The organism is Streptomyces sp. NPDC050422 (assembly GCF_044458665.1).
In the GTDB taxonomy this organism is placed as follows: domain Bacteria; phylum Actinomycetota; class Actinomycetes; order Streptomycetales; family Streptomycetaceae; genus Streptomyces.
Genome location: NZ_JBITIE010000040.1, coordinates 19578 through 36884, shown reverse-complemented (window position 1 = coordinate 36884; position 17307 = coordinate 19578). Strand labels below are relative to the sequence as shown.

General features: G+C 69.0%; 9 protein-coding genes and 1 tRNA gene. 9 read left to right on the top strand and 1 reads right to left on the bottom strand.

What is annotated here, in order from left to right; all coding sequences use genetic code 11:
• Positions 1–251: 251 nt before the first annotated feature.
• Positions 252–324, top strand: a tRNA-Thr gene (locus tag ACIBJG_RS37450).
• A gap of 73 nt (positions 325–397) precedes the next feature.
• On the opposite strand, the gene ACIBJG_RS37445 is transcribed toward ACIBJG_RS37450, so the two are convergent.
• On the bottom strand, positions 398–3019 hold the full coding sequence (locus ACIBJG_RS37445) for a SpoIIE family protein phosphatase (protein WP_399314650.1): 2622 nt from the start codon (positions 3017–3019) through the stop codon (positions 398–400).
• Between the two features lie 413 nt (positions 3020–3432).
• Here ACIBJG_RS37445 and ACIBJG_RS37440 point away from each other — a divergent pair, with 413 nt between their 5' ends.
• The 8 genes from ACIBJG_RS37440 (at position 3433) to ACIBJG_RS37405 (ending at position 17279) form a co-directional block, all read left to right on the top strand.
• Entirely contained in the window at positions 3433–8916 is a 5484-nt protein-coding gene (locus tag ACIBJG_RS37440; RefSeq protein WP_399314646.1) for a HAMP domain-containing protein, read from the top strand.
• 245 nt (positions 8917–9161) lie between these two features.
• The gene (locus ACIBJG_RS37435) at positions 9162–9839 is read left to right on the top strand and encodes a two-component system response regulator (protein WP_399314645.1); all 678 of its coding nucleotides are present in this window, start codon (positions 9162–9164) and stop codon (positions 9837–9839) included.
• Between the two features lie 239 nt (positions 9840–10078).
• Entirely contained in the window at positions 10079–12853 is a 2775-nt protein-coding gene (locus tag ACIBJG_RS37430; protein WP_399314643.1) for a DNA translocase FtsK, read from the top strand.
• Between the two features lie 204 nt (positions 12854–13057).
• Positions 13058–13858: a helix-turn-helix domain-containing protein gene (locus ACIBJG_RS37425; protein ID WP_399314641.1), complete on the top strand. Its 801-nt coding sequence runs from the start codon at positions 13058–13060 to the stop codon at positions 13856–13858.
• Between the two features lie 134 nt (positions 13859–13992).
• The gene (gene rimO, locus ACIBJG_RS37420; protein ID WP_399314639.1) at positions 13993–15471 is read left to right on the top strand and encodes a 30S ribosomal protein S12 methylthiotransferase RimO; all 1479 of its coding nucleotides are present in this window, start codon (positions 13993–13995) and stop codon (positions 15469–15471) included.
• On the top strand, positions 15468–16280 hold the full coding sequence (pgsA, locus tag ACIBJG_RS37415) for a CDP-diacylglycerol--glycerol-3-phosphate 3-phosphatidyltransferase (protein ID WP_399314638.1): 813 nt from the start codon (positions 15468–15470) through the stop codon (positions 16278–16280). The genes rimO and pgsA overlap by 4 nt, the downstream gene beginning before the upstream one ends.
• Positions 16277–16786 carry a CinA family protein gene (locus tag ACIBJG_RS37410; protein ID WP_399314636.1) on the top strand — a complete coding sequence of 170 codons (510 nt, stop codon included), beginning with the start codon at positions 16277–16279 and terminating at the stop codon, positions 16784–16786. Before pgsA ends, ACIBJG_RS37410 begins: the two co-directional genes overlap by 4 nt.
• A gap of 109 nt (positions 16787–16895) precedes the next feature.
• Entirely contained in the window at positions 16896–17279 is a 384-nt protein-coding gene (locus ACIBJG_RS37405) for a helix-turn-helix domain-containing protein (protein ID WP_148021270.1), read from the top strand.
• Positions 17280–17307: the final 28 nt, after the last annotated feature.

Genomic DNA, 17307 nt, shown 5'->3' with positions numbered 1-17307 from the left:
CAGGGGGGACCCTGTGGGAGAGTAGGACGCCGCCGAACAATTATTGTAGAAAGCCCCGTGCCCTTGTGGCACGGGGCTTTTCTGCGTTCCCGACCCGCTCGCCGGCGCTCCTGGCCGGGGTGGTGCGGTTCGCCAGGGGGAGGGGTGGCGTCGGAACGCCGCTGGTGGACCGGGTCGTGACGGTGCGACAGGCGGTTTTGCACACCCCCCAGTTCAGGGTATGCTTTAGCTCGTTGCCGCAGGGCAGCAAGGCCCCAATAGCTCAGTCGGTAGAGCGTCTCCATGGTAAGGAGAAGGTCTGCGGTTCGATTCCGCATTGGGGCTCAGACAAACGAAAGGCCCCCGCCAAGTGGCGGGGGCCTTTCGCTTATCCGGAGGTATTCCGGACTGTCCGGAGCTATACAGCGGCGGCCGGTGGCTCGGGGACGCGCATCGCGAGGATGGCCATGTCGTCCGAGGCCGGCTCGGCGGCGAATCGCTCGACCGCTCGCAGAATGCGCGCCGCCACCGCGCCGGCCGTCAGCCCCGTGCAGTTGGCCAGTACGTCCGCCAGGCCGTCGTCACCGAGCATGCGGGCGCCCTCCCGGCGTTCGGTGACACCGTCGGTCACACACAGCAGGACGTCGCCCGGGTTCAGGGTCACCGTCTGCTCGTACAACTCCAGGTCCTCGATGACGCCGAGCAGGGGCTGCGGTTCCGCGGCCGCCTCGACCGAGCCGTCCTGGCGCAGGCGCAGCGGCAACGGGTGCCCGGCGCAGACCACCTTCAGGAGCGCGCTGCCGTCCTCCTGGGGCCACAACTCCCCGTACAGAAGGGTCAGGAAGCGGCTCCGGGCGCCCTCGTCGAGGATGGCGGCGTTGAGCCGCTCCAGGACGGCGGGGCCGCCGAAGCCCTCGCGGGCGAGGAGGCGCAGGGCATGCCGGGCCAGACCCGTGACGGCCGCGGCCTCCGGGCCCGTACCGCAGACGTCGCCGATGGCGAAACCGTAGGCGCCGTCGCGGATCGGGAAGACGTCGTAGAAGTCGCCGCCCACCTCGTTGCCCTCACCGGCCGCCCGGTAGATGACCTCGATCTCGACGTTGGGGACGTCGGGCAGGCCCGGGGGCAGCAGGCTGCGCTGGAGGGACTGGCTGATCGCCGTGCGCTCCGAGTACAGACGGGCGTTGTCCAGCGCCAAGGCGGCACGGCGGGACAGGTCCTCGGCCAGTTCCAGGATTTCCTGGCGGAAGTGGTCGTCGGACGGCTTACCGAGTGTGAGCATGCCGATGACCCGGTTACGGGCGACAAGCGGGAGGACCACGGTCTCCCCGCCCACCGCGGCCGCGGTGGCGAGTGTCGTACGGATGCCGGCTCCGAGCCCTCCGGGGTCACCGAGGCCGATGCTCCGCATAGAGGTGCGCAGGGCTGCCTCGTGCGCGGCCTCGGACGGTGCGGACCAGATACGGGCGCCGGGCGTCGGCACCGGGTCCGGCGGGGAGATCTTGGAGAGCAGGGCCTTGAGGCCGTCGATGCGCTCCTCGTCCTCGTGCAGAACGTACGAGAGGTACGGATCCGAGGACTGGTCGGCGATCGTGTAGACGGCGCACCACGCGGCCAGGGTGGGGACGGTCATCTGCGCCATGAGGGCGAGTGTCTGGTCCCGGTCGAGCGTGCCGGCCAGCAGGTCGGAAGCCTCGACGAGGAAGGAGAGCGAGCCGCGGCGCAGCCGTTCCAGCTCTCCCAGACGGGCGGACTCGACGGCCAGGGCGATGCGGTCGGCGGCGAACTGGAGGCGCAGGGCCTCTTCGTTCGAGTACCGGCCGGCGGCTTCGGCCGCGACGCCCAGGGAGCCCGTCAGGCGGCCCTCGACCTTCAGCGGGACCGTGACGACCGAGCGCATGCCCGTGTCGGCGAGCAGCGGGACGGCGCCGGGCACTGCGTCGAGATCCTCATGGACGGCGGGCATGCGTGCGGAGCCGTACCGGCCGGTGCCGGCCTCGACGGGCACGCGGGCGAAGCGCTGCCGGGCGGAGGGCAGGCCAGTCGTGGCCCGTACCTCCAGTTCGGTCTCGTCGTCCGTCGCCAGCAGCAGGAAGGCCGCGTCGGCGTCGAGCATGTCGCGGGCCCGCTCGACGGTGCGCTGGAGCAGCCCGTCGAGGTCGTCCGGGGCGGGGGAGCCGATGAAGACCTCGAAGGGGTCCGTCGTGCGGCTCTCGGTGTTCGCGTCGGAGACCGGAGTGCGTACCGGTGACTGGAGTACGGCGCGTTCGTAGTCGCGCACCAGGAGGCACACCGTCGAGGGCTCGCCCTCGGTGTCCCTGACGCGCAGGTGGGAGCCGTAGACCGGGATCGTGCGGCCGTCGGCGGCCCGGATGCCGTAGCTGCCCTCCCAGCGGGAGAGGCGCAGCGCGTCGGCGATGCCGGTGTTGGTGCCGGGGGTCTGCGGCCACGCGGTGAAGTCGGTGAACTGCTTGCCGGTGACCTGCTCCGCCGAGTGCCCGAACAGATAGGAGGCGTCGTCGTTCCACGCAGCGATGGAGCCCGAGCTGTCGATCTGGACGACGGCGACCCTGACCCGTTCGTCGGTGACGGGGAGCAGGCCCACCGGGAGCAGCGGGCCCGCTGAGCGGATGCCCACCGGGCGGTCGGGGAGATCGAGCTGGAACCAGACATGTTTGTGCGTGGGGGAGTACTCGACTCCCCACCGGGACGCGAGTGCCGCGCACAGGAGGAGGCCGCGGCCGCCCTCCCGGTCGGGACTGCCGAAGTCCAGTCCGGTCGACTGGAGCGGGATCTCGCGTTCCGGATAGTGGTCGGAGACCTCGACCCGTACACCCTCGTCCGTGCGCAGGCAGAGCACGTCCGCCGCTGTGCCCGCGTGGACGACCGCGTTCGTGACGAGCTCGCTGGTGAGGACGACGGCGTCGTCGACGACATCGGTGTACCCCCACCCCTGGAGGGTGTCCCGCACGAAGGCGCGGGCCGTCGCGACGGAGCGCCCCACCGGGTCGAAGGTGGCAGCCGCGCGCGCCGTGATCACAGCACTCCCCATTTGGTGTCTCGTCGCTTCCCCGAGTCCTGTGCCCGTTTCTCGCCGCTTCGATTCGCCTGCCAGGCTAGACGCTCCGTGCAGGTACCGGATACACGAGGGCCGGGTTCGGGCAAGGACGGGCAGGAACAGGCCTGTGACCGGACAAGTGTGGGCTTCCCCATGGAGGGATGTGGGACAACCATGGGAGGTTCCACCCCGACCGGTTCCGGCCTGGTACGTTTCAACGATTTGACGTCCGCATGGTCACCCGTCGACGGTGGGCTGTGGCGGTGAGCCATAGAGGATCTGGGCAAGCTCTCGGACAAGGCCCGAGCGATTCGGTCAACCCCTGCGGGAGGGACACGGTGGAGTCTGACGTGGCGGCGCGGGGAACAGGCACGCGCAGTAAAGGCGGACAGCCCGTGAAGAAGCAGCGCAATGGAACCGTCGAGGTCGACGCCGCGGCACTCAACAGACTGCTGTCCGGTCTGGTGGCCATGCGTGACGGGAACTTCCGCAGGCGTGTGACCGTCTCCGGCGACGGTGTCATGGCGGAACTCGCGGCGGTCTTCAACGAGGTCGCCGACCGCAACGTGCATCTCACGGGTGAGCTCGCGCGCGTGCGGCGTGTGGTCGGCCGGGAGGGAAAGCTCACCGAGCGGCTGGAGACGGGCGCCTGCGAGGGTTCCTGGGCCGCTGCGATCGACGCGTCCAACGAGCTGGTCGATGATCTCGCGCGTCCGGTCTCGGAGGTCGGGCGGGTGCTGTCGGCGGTGGCCGACGGTGACCTCGAGCAGCGGATGGAGCTGCGTTCGCACACGGCGGACGAGACGGTACGGCCGCTGCGCGGCGAGTTCCTGAAGGTCGCCCGTACGGTCAACAACCTCGTCGACCAGCTGTCGGCGTTCACCGAGCAGGTGACGCGGGTCGCGGTCGAGGTGGGCACCGAGGGCAAGCTGGGCGGCCAGGCCCAGGTGCGCGGGATGTCCGGGTCCTGGAAGGACCTCACGGACTCCGTGAACACCATGGCGTACCGGCTGACCGCGCAGGTGCGCGACATCGCCCTGGTGACGACGGCGGTGGCCAAGGGCGATCTGTCGCGGAAGGTCACCGTCCATGTGGCCGGCGAGATGGCCCAGCTGAAGAACACCGTCAACACGATGGTCGACCAGCTGTCCTCGTTCTCCTCCGAGGTGACCCGCGTCGCCCGTGAGGTGGGTACCGAGGGTGAGCTGGGCGGGCAGGCGACGGTGCCGGGTGTGGCCGGGGTCTGGAAGGACCTGACCGACTCCGTCAACACGATGGCGGGCAACCTCACCTCCCAGGTGCGCGGCATCGCGGAGGTGACGACGGCGGTCGCCAACGGTGATCTGTCGCAGAAGGTCCGGGTGAGCGCCCGCGGCGAGGTCGCGCAGCTCGCCGAGACGATCAACCAGATGACCGAGACGCTGCGCACCTTCGCGGACGAGGTCACCCGTGTGGCCAGCGAGGTCGGCGGCGAGGGGCTGCTCGGCGGCCAGGCGCAGGTGCCGGGTGCCGCGGGTACCTGGAAGGACCTCACCGACTCGGTGAACACCGTCTTCCGCAACCTGACGACCCAGGTGCGCGACATCGCCCAGGTGACCACGGCGGTCGCCAGCGGCGACATGACGCAGAAGGTCACCGTCGACGTGGCCGGCGAGATGCTGGAGCTGAAGAACACCGTCAACACGATGGTCGACCAGCTCCAGTCCTTCGGTTCGGAAGTGACCCGGGTGGCCCGGGAGGTCGGCGTCGAGGGCCGGCTGGGCGGGCAGGCCGAGGTGCCTGGCGCGGCGGGTACGTGGAAGGACCTCACGGACTCCGTGAACACGGCTTTCCGGAACCTGACGGGTCAGGTGCGTGACATCGCGCAGGTGACGACCGCGGTCGCCAACGGTGATCTGTCGCAGAAGGTCACCGTCGACGTGGCCGGCGAGATGCTGGAGCTGAAGAACACCGTCAACACGATGGTGGCGCAGTTGTCCTCCTTCGCCGACCAGGTGACGCGCATGGCGCGGGACGTGGGCACGGAGGGCCGCCTCGGCGGTCAGGCGCGGGTCGACGGTGTCTCCGGTACGTGGAAGGAGCTCACCGACTCCGTCAACTTCATGGCGGGGAACCTGACGTCCCAGGTGCGCCAGATCGCCCAGGTGACCACGGCGGTGGCGCGGGGTGATCTGTCGCAGAAGATCGACGTGGACGCGCGCGGCGAGATCCTGGAGCTGAAGAACACCATCAACACGATGGTCGACCAGCTCTCCGCCTTCGCCGAGCAGGTGACCCGGGTGGCCCGCGAGGTGGGCACGGACGGGCGTCTCGGCGGTCAGGCCCAGGTGCCGGGCGTGGCCGGTGTGTGGCGCGATCTGACCGATTCGGTGAACGGCATGGCCGGGAACCTCACCGCTCAGGTCCGTAACATCGCGCAGGTCGCCACGGCGGTGGCGCGGGGTGATCTGTCGCAGAAGATCGACGTGGACGCGCGCGGCGAGATCCTGGAGCTGAAGAACACCCTCAACACGATGGTCGACCAGCTGTCGAACTTCGCGGAGCAGGTGACCCGGGTCGCCCGTGAGGTGGGCACGGAAGGCATTCTCGGCGGTCAGGCCGAGGTGCAGGGCGTGTCCGGTACGTGGAAGGACCTCACTCAGTCCGTCAACGGCATGGCGAACAACCTGACTCTTCAGGTGCGCAACATCGCCGAGGTCACCACCGCGGTCGCCAACGGTGATCTCTCCAAGAAGATCACCGTCGACGCCAAGGGCGAGATCCTCGAACTGGTGACGACGGTCAACACGATGGTCGACCAGCTGATGAACTTCGGTGACGAGGTGACCCGGGTGGCCCGTGAGGTGGGTACCGAGGGCATCCTCGGCGGTCAGGCCCGGGTGCGCGGTGCCACGGGCATCTGGAAGGACCTCAGCGAGAACGTCAACCTGATGGCCAACAACCTGACCAGTCAGGTGCGGAACATCTCCCGGGTCTCGTCCGCGGTCGCCAACGGGGACCTGACGAAGAAGGTCACCGTCGAGGCGCGCGGCGAGGTCGCCGAGCTGGCCGACACCGTCAACACGATGGTGACGACCCTGTCGTCGTTCGCCGATGAGGTGACGCGAGTCGCCCGCGAGGTGGGCACGGAAGGCGAACTGGGCGGCCAGGCGCGCGTCCCCGGCGTCTCCGGTACGTGGAAGGACCTCACCGAGTCCGTGAACTCGATGGCGTCCAATCTGACCGGGCAGGTGCGCCAGATCGCCACCGTCACCACGGCCATCGCCAAGGGCGATCTCACCAAGAAGATCGACATCGATGCCCGCGGCGAGATCCTGGAGCTGAAGAACACCATCAACACGATGGTCGACCAGCTGTCCTCGTTCGCCGACCAGGTGACCCGGGTGGCGCGTGAGGTGGGCACCGAGGGGCAGCTGGGCGGCCAGGCGCGGGTCCGGGACGTGGACGGGACCTGGCGCGACCTCACCGAGTCGGTGAACGAGATGGCCGGGAACCTGACCCGTCAGGTGCGCGCCATCGCGGCCGTCGCCACCGCGGTGACCCGCGGCGATCTCAATCTCAAGATCGATGTGGACGCGGCGGGCGAGATCCAGGCCCTGCAGGACAACATCAACACGATGATCGCGAACCTGCGCGACACGACCGCCACGAACAAGGAACAGGACTGGCTCAAGGGCAACCTCGCGCGGATCTCCGGCCTGATGCAGGGGCGTCGCGATCTGGACGACGTGGCCTCGCTGATCATGAGTGAGCTGACGCCGGTCGTCTCCGCGCAGCACGGCGCCTTCTTCCTCGCCATGGCGACCGGGGGCGCCGACGCGCTGGGTGCGGAGGGCGACAGGGAGGGCGCGTACGAGCTCCGTATGCGCGGCAGCTACGGCTACTCGGCGGGCTCCATGCCGACGTCCTTCCGCCCCGGGGAGACGCTCATCGGCACGGCGGCCGAGGAGAAGCGGACGATCCAGGTGGACAACGTGCCGCCGGGGTACCTGAAGATCTCCTCCGGTCTCGGCGAGGCGCCGCCGGCGCACGTGATCGTGCTGCCGGTGCTCTTCGAGGGCAAGGTCCTCGGGGTGATCGAACTGGCCTCGTTCCAGCCGTTCACCCACATCCAGCGGGACTTCCTCAACCAGCTCGCCGAGATGATCGCCACGAGCGTCAACACGATCAGTGTCAACACCACGACCGAGAAGCTGCTGGAGCAGTCGCAGGAGCTCACCGAGCAGTTGCGCGACCGGTCGCAGGAGCTGGAGAACCGGCAGAAGGCCCTTCAGGCGTCCAATGCCGAACTGGAGGAGAAGGCCGAGCTGCTGGCCCAGCAGAACCGCGACATCGAGGTCAAGAACACCGAGATCGAGGAGGCGCGCCAGGTCCTGGAGGAACGCGCCGAACAGCTGGCCGTCTCCATGCGTTACAAGTCGGAGTTCCTGGCGAACATGTCGCACGAGTTGCGGACGCCGCTCAACTCGCTGCTCATTCTGGCCAAGCTGCTGGCGGACAACGCCGAGGGCAATCTGTCGCCGAAGCAGGTGGAATTCGCCGAGACGATCCACGGTGCCGGTTCCGATCTGCTCCAGCTGATCAACGACATCCTCGATCTGTCGAAGGTCGAGGCGGGCAAGATGGACGTCAGCCCGACCCGGATCGCGCTCGTTCAACTGGTCGACTACGTGGAGGCGACGTTCCGGCCGCTCACCGCGGAAAAGGGACTGGACTTCTCCGTACGGGTGTCGCCGGAACTGCCGGCCACGCTGCACACCGACGAACAGCGGCTGCTTCAGGTGCTGCGCAATCTGCTCTCCAACGCGGTGAAGTTCACCGACAGCGGCGCCGTCGAGCTGGTGATCCGGCACGCCGGTGCCGAAGTGCCGAACGCCATCCGTGAGCAGTTGCTGGAAGCCGGTTCGCTGCGGGATGCCGACGCAGATCTGATCGCCTTCTCGGTGACCGACACCGGTATCGGGATCGCGTCCAGCAAGATGCTGGTGATCTTCGAGGCGTTCAAGCAGGCGGACGGCACGACCAGCCGCAAGTACGGCGGCACAGGCCTCGGTCTCTCCATCAGCCGGGAGATCGCACGGCTGCTGGGTGGCGAGATCCACGCGGCGAGCGAGCCCGGCCGCGGCTCGACGTTCACGCTGTATCTGCCGTTGCACCCGAGCGAACTGCCGCCGCAGGGTTACCCGCAGATCGGTCCCGGGCCCATCGAGGTCCACGGCGCGGCCGTCGAGAGCGGCCGGCTGCCCGAGGCCGGCCAGGGAGCGGGGCAGAGTCCCGGGCCGGGGTTCCAGACCTTCGGAGAGGCCTCCGGGATGCCGGGCAACGGGCACGACCAGGGTGGCACGGCAGGGCTGTTGAGGCGCCGGCGCAAGGCGCTGGGCGGTGCGCGGCAGCAGCCCGCACTGCCGCCGCGAGCGGCGTCCCCGGCGGCACAACAGTCCCCGCAGGAGCCGTGGACACTCGGCGGCCAGGAGGAGCCCGAGGTTCGCAGGACGTTCCGGTTCGGCGGCGAGAAGGTGCTGATCGTCGACGACGACATCCGTAACGTCTTCGCGCTCACCAGCGTGCTGGAACAGCACGGCCTTTCGGTGCTGTACGCGGAGAACGGGCGCGAGGGGATCGAAGTGCTGGAGCAGCACGACGATGTGACGGTCGTACTGATGGACATCATGATGCCGGAAATGGATGGTTACGCGACGACTTCGGCGATCCGCAGGATGCCGCAGTTCTCCGGCCTGCCGATCATCGCGCTGACCGCGAAGGCGATGAAGGGCGACCGCGAGAAGGCGATCGAGTCCGGAGCGTCCGACTACGTCACCAAGCCAGTCGATTCCGATCATCTTCTGTCGGTTATGGAGCAGTGGATGCGCGGAGAGTGATCGTCAATTGTGGGAATCGATCGTGATTTGTTGACTGGTCGTGCCGGGAGGAGTGTGGGAGCGCGGTTTCCGGGGAACCTTCTGGTCTCCCACCGCGTTTTTCCTGTGTGCACAGTGACATCGCGGTGACAGGGTGTGGTGACGGGCGGGGTGCGGCTACCATGACCGGCACAAGGACGGACGGCGTAAGGGAGCCGTCCCCTGGGGCGGCGCCCGGTGCAATTCCGGGGCGAGGAGGGCGGGCCATGGTACAGAAGGCCAAGATCCTCCTGGTCGATGACCGGCCGGAGAATCTGCTGGCGCTGGAGGCCATCCTCTCTGCGCTCGATCAGACACTGGTGCGGGCATCGTCAGGGGAGGAAGCGCTCAAAGCGCTGCTCACGGACGACTTCGCGGTCATTCTGCTGGATGTCCAGATGCCGGGCATGGACGGTTTCGAAACCGCGGCGCACATCAAGCGGCGGGAGCGGACCAGAGACATCCCGATCATCTTTCTCACCGCGATCAACCACGGTCCGCACCACACCTTCCGGGGTTACGCGGCCGGCGCGGTGGACTACATCTCGAAGCCGTTCGACCCCTGGGTGCTGCGCGCCAAGGTGTCGGTCTTCGTCGAGCTGTACATGAAGAACTGCCAGTTGCGTGAGCAGGCGGCGCTGCTGCGGCTCCAGCTGGAGGGCAGCGGGCACGGGGGCGCGAACCACGAGAAGGAGCCCGCCGGACTGCTGGCCGAACTCTCCGCACGGCTCGCGGCGGTCGAGGAGCAGGCCGAGGCCCTCTCCAAGCAGCTGGACGACGAGTCGGCGGACGCCGCGGCCGTAGCCACCGCCGCTCACCTGGAACGGAAGCTGACCGGCCTGCGCCGGGCGCTGGACGCGTTGGAGCCCGGCACCGGCGGCGGACCCGCAGCCCTCCCCTCGTAGCGGCGCCGTGAGGACGTACCGCCCCTCTCCGTCAGGCCCCTTCGGGGCGCGAGGCGTCAACTGACCGGAGGGCGCGGCCGTTCGGCGGTTGTGCCCCGGTTCGAACCGTCCCGGCCGCCCGGTGTTCACGGCCGGGGCCGGTGAGGGCGCGTCAGTTTGCGGCCGCCGTACGGCGACACGGTCGGGTGAACCGGCACGCGCACGTGTTCACTGCCGCAGACACCGGTAACCTCGGCCCCATGGCCTCACGTACGTCCGGCAAGGGTTCCCAGGGCACGGCGGGCACCGCGAAGCGCGTCGGCGGTGGCCCGGGTGCGGCGAAGAAAGCCGCGCCCGCCAAGAAGGCCGCGGCGAAGAAGACAGCGCCCGCAAAGAGGGCACCGGCGAAGAAGGCGGTGGCCAAGAAGGCCGCCGCACCCAAACCGGCACCCTCGCCCACCGGCGGTGTGTACCGCCTGGTGCGCGCCGTCTGGCTCGGCGCGGCCCACGCCGTCGGTGCGATGTTCCGCGGCATAGGGCGCGGCGCCAAGGGCCTCGACCCCGCCCACCGCAAGGACGGCGTCGCGCTGCTCCTCCTCGGCCTCGCCCTGATCGTCGCCGCGGGCACCTGGTCGAACCTGCGCGGCCCGGTCGGCGACCTCGTCGAGATGCTCGTCACCGGAGCCTTCGGCCGGCTCGACCTCCTCGTGCCGATACTGCTGGGCGCGGTAGCCGTACGGCTGATCCTCTATCCGGAGAAGCCCGAGGCCAACGGCCGCATCGTCATCGGGCTCTCCGCGCTGGTCATCGGCGTGCTCGGGCAGGTCCACATCGCGTGCGGAGCGCCGGGACGCGAGGACGGCACCGAAGCCATGCAGGACGCGGGCGGCCTCATCGGCTGGGCCGCATCCAAACCGCTGATCTTCACCATGGGCGAGGTGCTCGCCGTACCGCTGCTCCTGCTCCTGACCGTCTTCGGGCTGCTCGTCGTGACGGCGACCCCGGTGAACGCCATCCCGCAGCGGCTGCGGCTCCTCGGTTCCAAGCTGGGAATCATCGACCCGGTGTACGACCCGGAGGCACTGGACGAGGACGACGACGAGCGGTACGACGAGCAGTGGCGTGAGTCGCTGCCCGCCCGTTCGCGGCGTTCCTCCGTGCGCCGCTCCGAGACGCCCGAGGAGTACGACGCCGACCGCGCGGAGACCGACGCGCTCTCCAAGCGCCGCAGGCCGCGCAGGCACTCCGTGCAGCCGGCGATGAACCGCACCATGGACGCCGTGGACGTCGCAGCCGCCGCGGCTGCCGCGCTGGACGGTGCGGTGCTCAACGGCATGCCGCCCTCGCCGGTCGTCGCCGACCTCACCCAGGGCGTCTCGGTGGACCGCGAGCGCGCGGGCACCCCGGTGCCCGGCGCCAGGGAGGCGCAGCCGGCCCGGAGGCCGGGGGAGAAGGCCTCCTCGCCGTCCGGTGGCGTGCCCGACCTGACCAAGCCGGCCCCCGACCGGTCGCAGTCGCAGCCACTGCCGCCCCGCGCCGAGCAACTCCAGCTCTCCGGCGACATCACCTACTCGCTGCCCTCGCTCGACCTGCTGGAGCGCGGCGGCCCCGGCAAGACCCGCAGCGCCGCCAACGACGCGATCGTCGCGTCCCTGACCAACGTCTTCACCGAGTTCAAGGTGGACGCGGCCGTCACCGGTTTCACCCGCGGTCCCACGGTGACGCGGTACGAGGTGGAGCTCGGGCCCGCCGTGAAGGTGGAGCGGATCACGGCGCTCGCCAAGAACATCGCGTACGCCGTCGCCAGCCCCGACGTGCGGATCATCTCCCCGATCCCGGGGAAGTCCGCCGTGGGCATCGAGATCCCCAACTCCGACCGGGAGATGGTCAACCTCGGCGACGTGCTGCGACTCGCGGACGCGGCGGAGGACGACCACCCGATGCTGGTCGCGCTCGGCAAGAACGTCGAGGGCGGCTACGAGATGGCGAACCTCGCGAAGATGCCGCACGTCCTGGTGGCCGGGGCGACCGGTTCCGGGAAGTCCTCCTGCATCAACTGCCTGATCACCTCGGTGATGATAAGGGCGACTCCGGAGGACGTCCGGATGGTGCTGGTCGACCCCAAGCGCGTCGAGCTGACCGCGTACGAGGGCATCCCGCACCTGATCACGCCGATCATCACCAACCCCAAGAAGGCCGCGGAGGCCCTTCAGTGGGTCGTGCGCGAGATGGACCTGCGCTACGACGACCTCGCCGCCTTCGGCTACCGGCACATCGACGACTTCAACCACGCGGTGCGCACCGGCAAGCTCAAGACGCCGGAGGGCAGTGAGCGGGAGCTGTCGCCGTATCCGTACCTGCTGGTGATCGTCGACGAGCTGGCCGATCTCATGATGGTGGCCCCCCGGGACGTCGAGGACTCGATCGTCCGCATCACTCAGCTGGCCCGCGCCGCCGGTATCCATCTGGTGCTCGCCACCCAGCGCCCGTCGGTGGACGTCGTCACCGGTCTGATCAAGGCGAACGTGCCTTCCCGGCTCGCCTTCGCAACCTCGTCGCTGGCCGACAGCCGGGTCATCCTCGACCAGCCCGGAGCCGAGAAGCTCATCGGAAAGGGTGACGGGCTGTTCCTGCCGATGGGTGCGAACAAGCCGACGCGTATGCAGGGCGCCTTCGTCACCGAGGACGAGGTCGCGGCGGTCGTCCAGCACTGCAAGGACCAGATGGCCCCCGTCTTCCGCGACGACGTGGTGGTCGGGACGAAGCAGAAGAAGGAGATCGACGAGGACATCGGCGACGACCTCGATCTGCTCTGCCAGGCGGCTGAGCTGGTCGTCTCCACCCAGTTCGGATCCACCTCGATGCTCCAGCGCAAGCTGCGGGTGGGTTTCGCGAAGGCCGGCCGGCTGATGGACCTCATGGAGTCGCGGAACATCGTCGGTCCCAGCGAGGGCTCCAAGGCGCGCGACGTCATGGTGAAACCGGACGAGCTCGACGGGGTGTTGGCACTGATCCGCGGGGAAACCGGTTCGTAAGGGTTTCGCGGGCAACCGTTTCGCCGGGCCGTACGTCAAGTTGAAGGGAGGAACAGCAGGATGTTCCTTCCCGGGGCGGTCCGGCGAATCCGACTCTGTTCGAATCTGATGGCGTACAAAGTCCTCCCTCCCGGTTGCCCCACCCTTTCGTACCCCCCCTAGACTGAACATCCAGCAGGTGGCTCACGCTCGAAAGGCGCCCCCGTGTCCATCGGCAACTCCCCCGAAGACGACCGGCCTTCGATCGGTCGAGTGCTCCAGCAGGCTCGTATCGCCGCAGGTCTCACGGTCGAAGAGATCAGCACGTCCACCCGGGTGCGCATCCCCATCGTGCACGCGATCGAGGAGGACGACTTCTCCCGCTGCGGCGGCGACGTGTACGCCCGCGGCCATATCCGAACGCTCGCACGTGCCGTAGGCACCGATCCGGAACCGCTGGTTTCGCAGTACGACGCCGAGCACGGCGGCCGTCCCGCACCCACCCCGGCGGCTCCGTTGTTCGAAGCCGAGCGGATCCGTTCCGAACCCCGGCGGCCCAACTGGACCGCGGCCATGGTCGCGGCCATCGTGGCCGTTGTCGGATTCGTCGGCTTCACCTTCTTCAAGGGCGGTGACGAGCCCTCGACCGCCGGCCAGGTCGCCGAAGGCCCGACGTCCGACAAGATCACGCCCAAGCCGGCGTCCAGCAAGCCCGTCGATCCCAAGCCCGCCCCCTCGGACAGCGCGATCGCCGCGGCGCCCCAGGACAAGGTGACGGTCAGGCTCAGCGCGAGCCAGGGCAAGAGCTGGATCTCCGCCAAGGACCACAACGGCCGGTCCCTCTTCGACGGAACCCTCCAGCAGGGCGAGACGAAGACGTTCCAGGACAAGGAGCGGGTCGACCTCGTCCTCGGGAACGCCGGATCGATCGAGCTCTTCGTCAACGGCAAGAAGGTCGAGGACCAGTTCCAGCCCGGACAGGTCGAGCGGCTCTCGTACACCAAGGGTGACCCCGAGGTCGGCTGACCTCCAGGACCCGGCAGTTCACAGGGCGGCGAGCGCCCGGCCATCGCGCCGGGCGCTCGCCGCCTTTGTCACTCCCTGTGACGACCGAACCCTGCACGGCGGGGCCAGTGCCGGGACAAAGTAGTCTTGAGCCCATGCCCGAACGCCGTACCGTCGCCCTTGTCACTCTTGGCTGCGCCCGTAACGAGGTGGACTCGGAGGAGCTCGCAGGCCGCTTGGCAGCGGACGGCTGGGAGCTCGTCGAGGATGCCTCCGATGCCGATGTCGCCGTGGTCAACACCTGTGGATTCGTCGAGGCCGCCAAGAAGGACTCCGTCGATGCCCTGCTCGAAGCCAATGATCTGAAGGACCACGGCCGGACCCAGGCCGTCGTCGCCGTCGGCTGCATGGCCGAGCGCTACGGCAAGGACCTCGCCGAGGCCCTGCCGGAAGCGGACGGAGTCCTCGGATTCGACGACTACGCAGACATCTCCGACCGCCTCCAGACCATCCTCAACGGCGGCATCCACGCCTCCCACACCCCCCGCGACCGCCGCAAGCTGCTTCCCATCAGCCCGGCCGAACGCCAGGACGCCGCCGTGGCCCTGCCCGGCCACGCCCAGGAGAGCTCACCGGCCCCCGCCGATCTTCCGGAGGGAGTCGCGCCGGTCTCCGGTCCGCGGGCGCCACTGCGCCGCCGGCTGGGCACCAGCCCCGTCGCCTCCGTGAAGCTGGCCTCGGGCTGCGACCGCCGCTGCTCCTTCTGCGCCATCCCGTCCTTCCGCGGCTCCTTCATCTCTCGCCGGCCCTCGGACGTCCTGGGTGAGACGCGCTGGCTGGCCGAGCAGGGCGTGAAGGAGGTCATGCTCGTCTCCGAGAACAACACCTCGTACGGCAAGGACCTCGGCGACATCCGCCTCCTGGAGACACTCCTTCCCGAGCTCGCGGACGTCGAGGGGATCGAGCGCATCCGGGTCAGCTATCTGCAGCCCGCCGAGATGCGGCCCGGTCTGATCGACGTACTGACCTCGACGCCGAAGGTCGCGCCCTACTTCGACCTGTCGTTCCAGCACTCGGCCCCCGGCGTGCTGCGCGCGATGCGGCGCTTCGGTGACACCGACAGCTTCCTGGAGCTCCTGCACACCATCCGGAGCAAGGCACCGCAGGCCGGTGCGCGGTCCAACTTCATCGTGGGCTTCCCCGGCGAGACCGAGGCGGACCTGGCGGAGCTGGAACGGTTCCTCACCGGCGCGCGCCTCGACGCCATCGGCGTCTTCGGCTACTCCGACGAGGACGGCACCGAGGCGGTCGGCTACGAGAACAAGCTGGACGCCGACACCATCGCCGAGCGCCTCGCGCACATCTCGCAGCTGGCCGAGGAGCTGACCTCGCAGCGGGCCGAGGAGCGCGTCGGCGAGTCGCTCCAGGTGCTGGTCGAGTCGGTCGAACCCACGGAGGACGAGTCGCGAGCCGTGGGCAGAGCGGCCCACCAGGCGCCCGAAACGGACGGTCAGGTCCTCTTCACCACACGCGAGGGGCTTGTCCCGGGCCGTATGGTCGAGGCAAAGGTAGTGGGCACCGAAGGCGTGGACCTGGTCGCCGAGTGCTGTGAACTTGCGGAGGTAGCCAGATGACCGGAGTCCCGGCATCCGCGGCAGGTGGTTCCGGCGCGACGCCGGCCCGCGGCGGAAAACTGGGTGCTGCGGCCGTCAATCAGGCCAGCCTGTGGAACATCGCCAATCTCCTCACGATGGCGCGGCTGGTGCTGGTCCCCGGCTTCGTCGTGCTACTGCTCCACGACGGCGGATACGACCCGGCCTGGCGTTCCATCGCCTGGGCCGCGTTCGCCGTCGCGATGATCACCGACGTGTTCGACGGGCATCTGGCGCGTAAGTACGACCTGGTCACGGACTTCGGCAAGATTGCCGACCCGATCGCCGACAAGGCGATCATGGGCGCGGCGCTGATATGTCTGTCGTATCTCGGTGACCTGCCCTGGTGGGTCACGGGTGTGATCCTCTTCCGCGAACTCGGCATCACACTGATGCGGTTCTGGGTGATCCGGCACGGTGTGATTCCCGCCAGCAGGGGCGGGAAGATGAAGACGCTGGCCCAGGGGACGGCGGTCGGGATGTACGTCCTGGCGCTGACCGGTCCGCTGGCCACGCTGCGCTTCTGGGTGATGGCGGTGGCCGTCGTGCTGACGGTCGTCACCGGTCTGGACTACGTGCGCCAGGCAGTCGTGCTGCGGCGCCAGGGGCTCGTGTCGGAGCGGGCGGCCGTGGCCCAGGAGGCCGCCGACAACGCTGAGGCGGCTCTGGAGAGCGCCAAGGGCGAGGGGCGGGCCTCCCGTGGTGCCGAGACCGCCGGGACGGTCTCCGAGGGTACCGGCGGCGGCGAGCGGGTCTCCGGGAACCGTGGCGCCGCGGAGGCCGAGCGGTGACAGCCGCGGCCGAGGTGCTGCGGCTGCTCGTCGGGCGGGGCGAGACCCTCGCCGTCGCCGAGTCGCTCACCGGCGGCCTGGTCGCGGCGGAGCTGACGTCCGTTCCCGGTGCCTCGCAGGCCTTCCGCGGGTCGGTGACGGCTTACGCGACCCCCCTCAAGAGTGAACTCCTGGGCGTGGACGCGGAGCTTCTGGCGGCGCACGGGGCAGTTGACGCCGAGGTCGCGCACCAGATGGCAGCGGGCGTGCGCCGGGCGCTCGGCGCGGACTGGGGAGCGGCGACGACCGGCGTCGCGGGCCCCGAGCCGCAGGACGGCCGACCGGTCGGAACGGTCTTCGTCGCAGTCTGCGGCCCCTGTGACGCCGGGAAAGTGACCGCGCTGCGGTTGAACGGTGGACGGGCGGACATCCGTAGAGAGAGCGTACGGAGCGTGCTCGAACTGCTCTCCGGCGAACTCGGCGGGTACGCGAGCGCACAGGATACGGAACACAACGGGGGGAATTGATGTTTGCAGCCCTGAGTGAACACGACATCGCTCCCCGCACGGCCGCAGCGCTAGGCGGTACGGTGGGGCGTGAAGGATGCGGCTACGCGGTCCGAGGAGGGAGCCACCGATGATTCTGCTCCGTCGCCTGCTTGGTGACGTGCTGCGTCGGCAGCGCCAGCGCCAAGGCCGTACTCTGCGCGAAGTCTCCTCGTCCGCCCGAGTTTCGCTCGGCTATCTCTCCGAGGTGGAGCGGGGGCAGAAGGAGGCATCCTCCGAACTGCTCTCCGCCATTTGCGACGCGCTTGATGTACGGATGTCCGAGCTCATGCGTGAAGTGAGCGATGAGCTGTCCCTGGCCGAACTGGCCGAGTCGGCGGCAGCCAGCGATCCGGTACCTGTGCCGGTGCGCCCCATGCTCAATTCCGTCTCCGTTTCCTCGGTGACGGGTGTACCGACGGGGCGGGTGACCATCAAGGCACCTGCGGAAGCGGTGGATGTCGTCGCCGCCTGACCCGCTCGGTTCGGTGTGAAACCGGAGC

Excerpts from the sequence above, each read along its gene's own strand:
- ACIBJG_RS37435 (WP_399314645.1), top strand. The coding sequence starts at position 9,162 with ATGGTACAGAAGGCCAAGATCCTCCTGGTCGATGACCGGCCGGAGAAT.
- ACIBJG_RS37430 (WP_399314643.1), top strand. The coding sequence starts at position 10,079 with ATGGCCTCACGTACGTCCGGCAAGGGTTCCCAGGGCACGGCGGGCACC.
- rimO (WP_399314639.1), top strand. The coding sequence starts at position 13,993 with ATGCCCGAACGCCGTACCGTCGCCCTTGTCACTCTTGGCTGCGCCCGT.
- pgsA (WP_399314638.1), top strand. The coding sequence starts at position 15,468 with ATGACCGGAGTCCCGGCATCCGCGGCAGGTGGTTCCGGCGCGACGCCG.
- ACIBJG_RS37405 (WP_148021270.1), top strand. The coding sequence starts at position 16,896 with ATGATTCTGCTCCGTCGCCTGCTTGGTGACGTGCTGCGTCGGCAGCGC.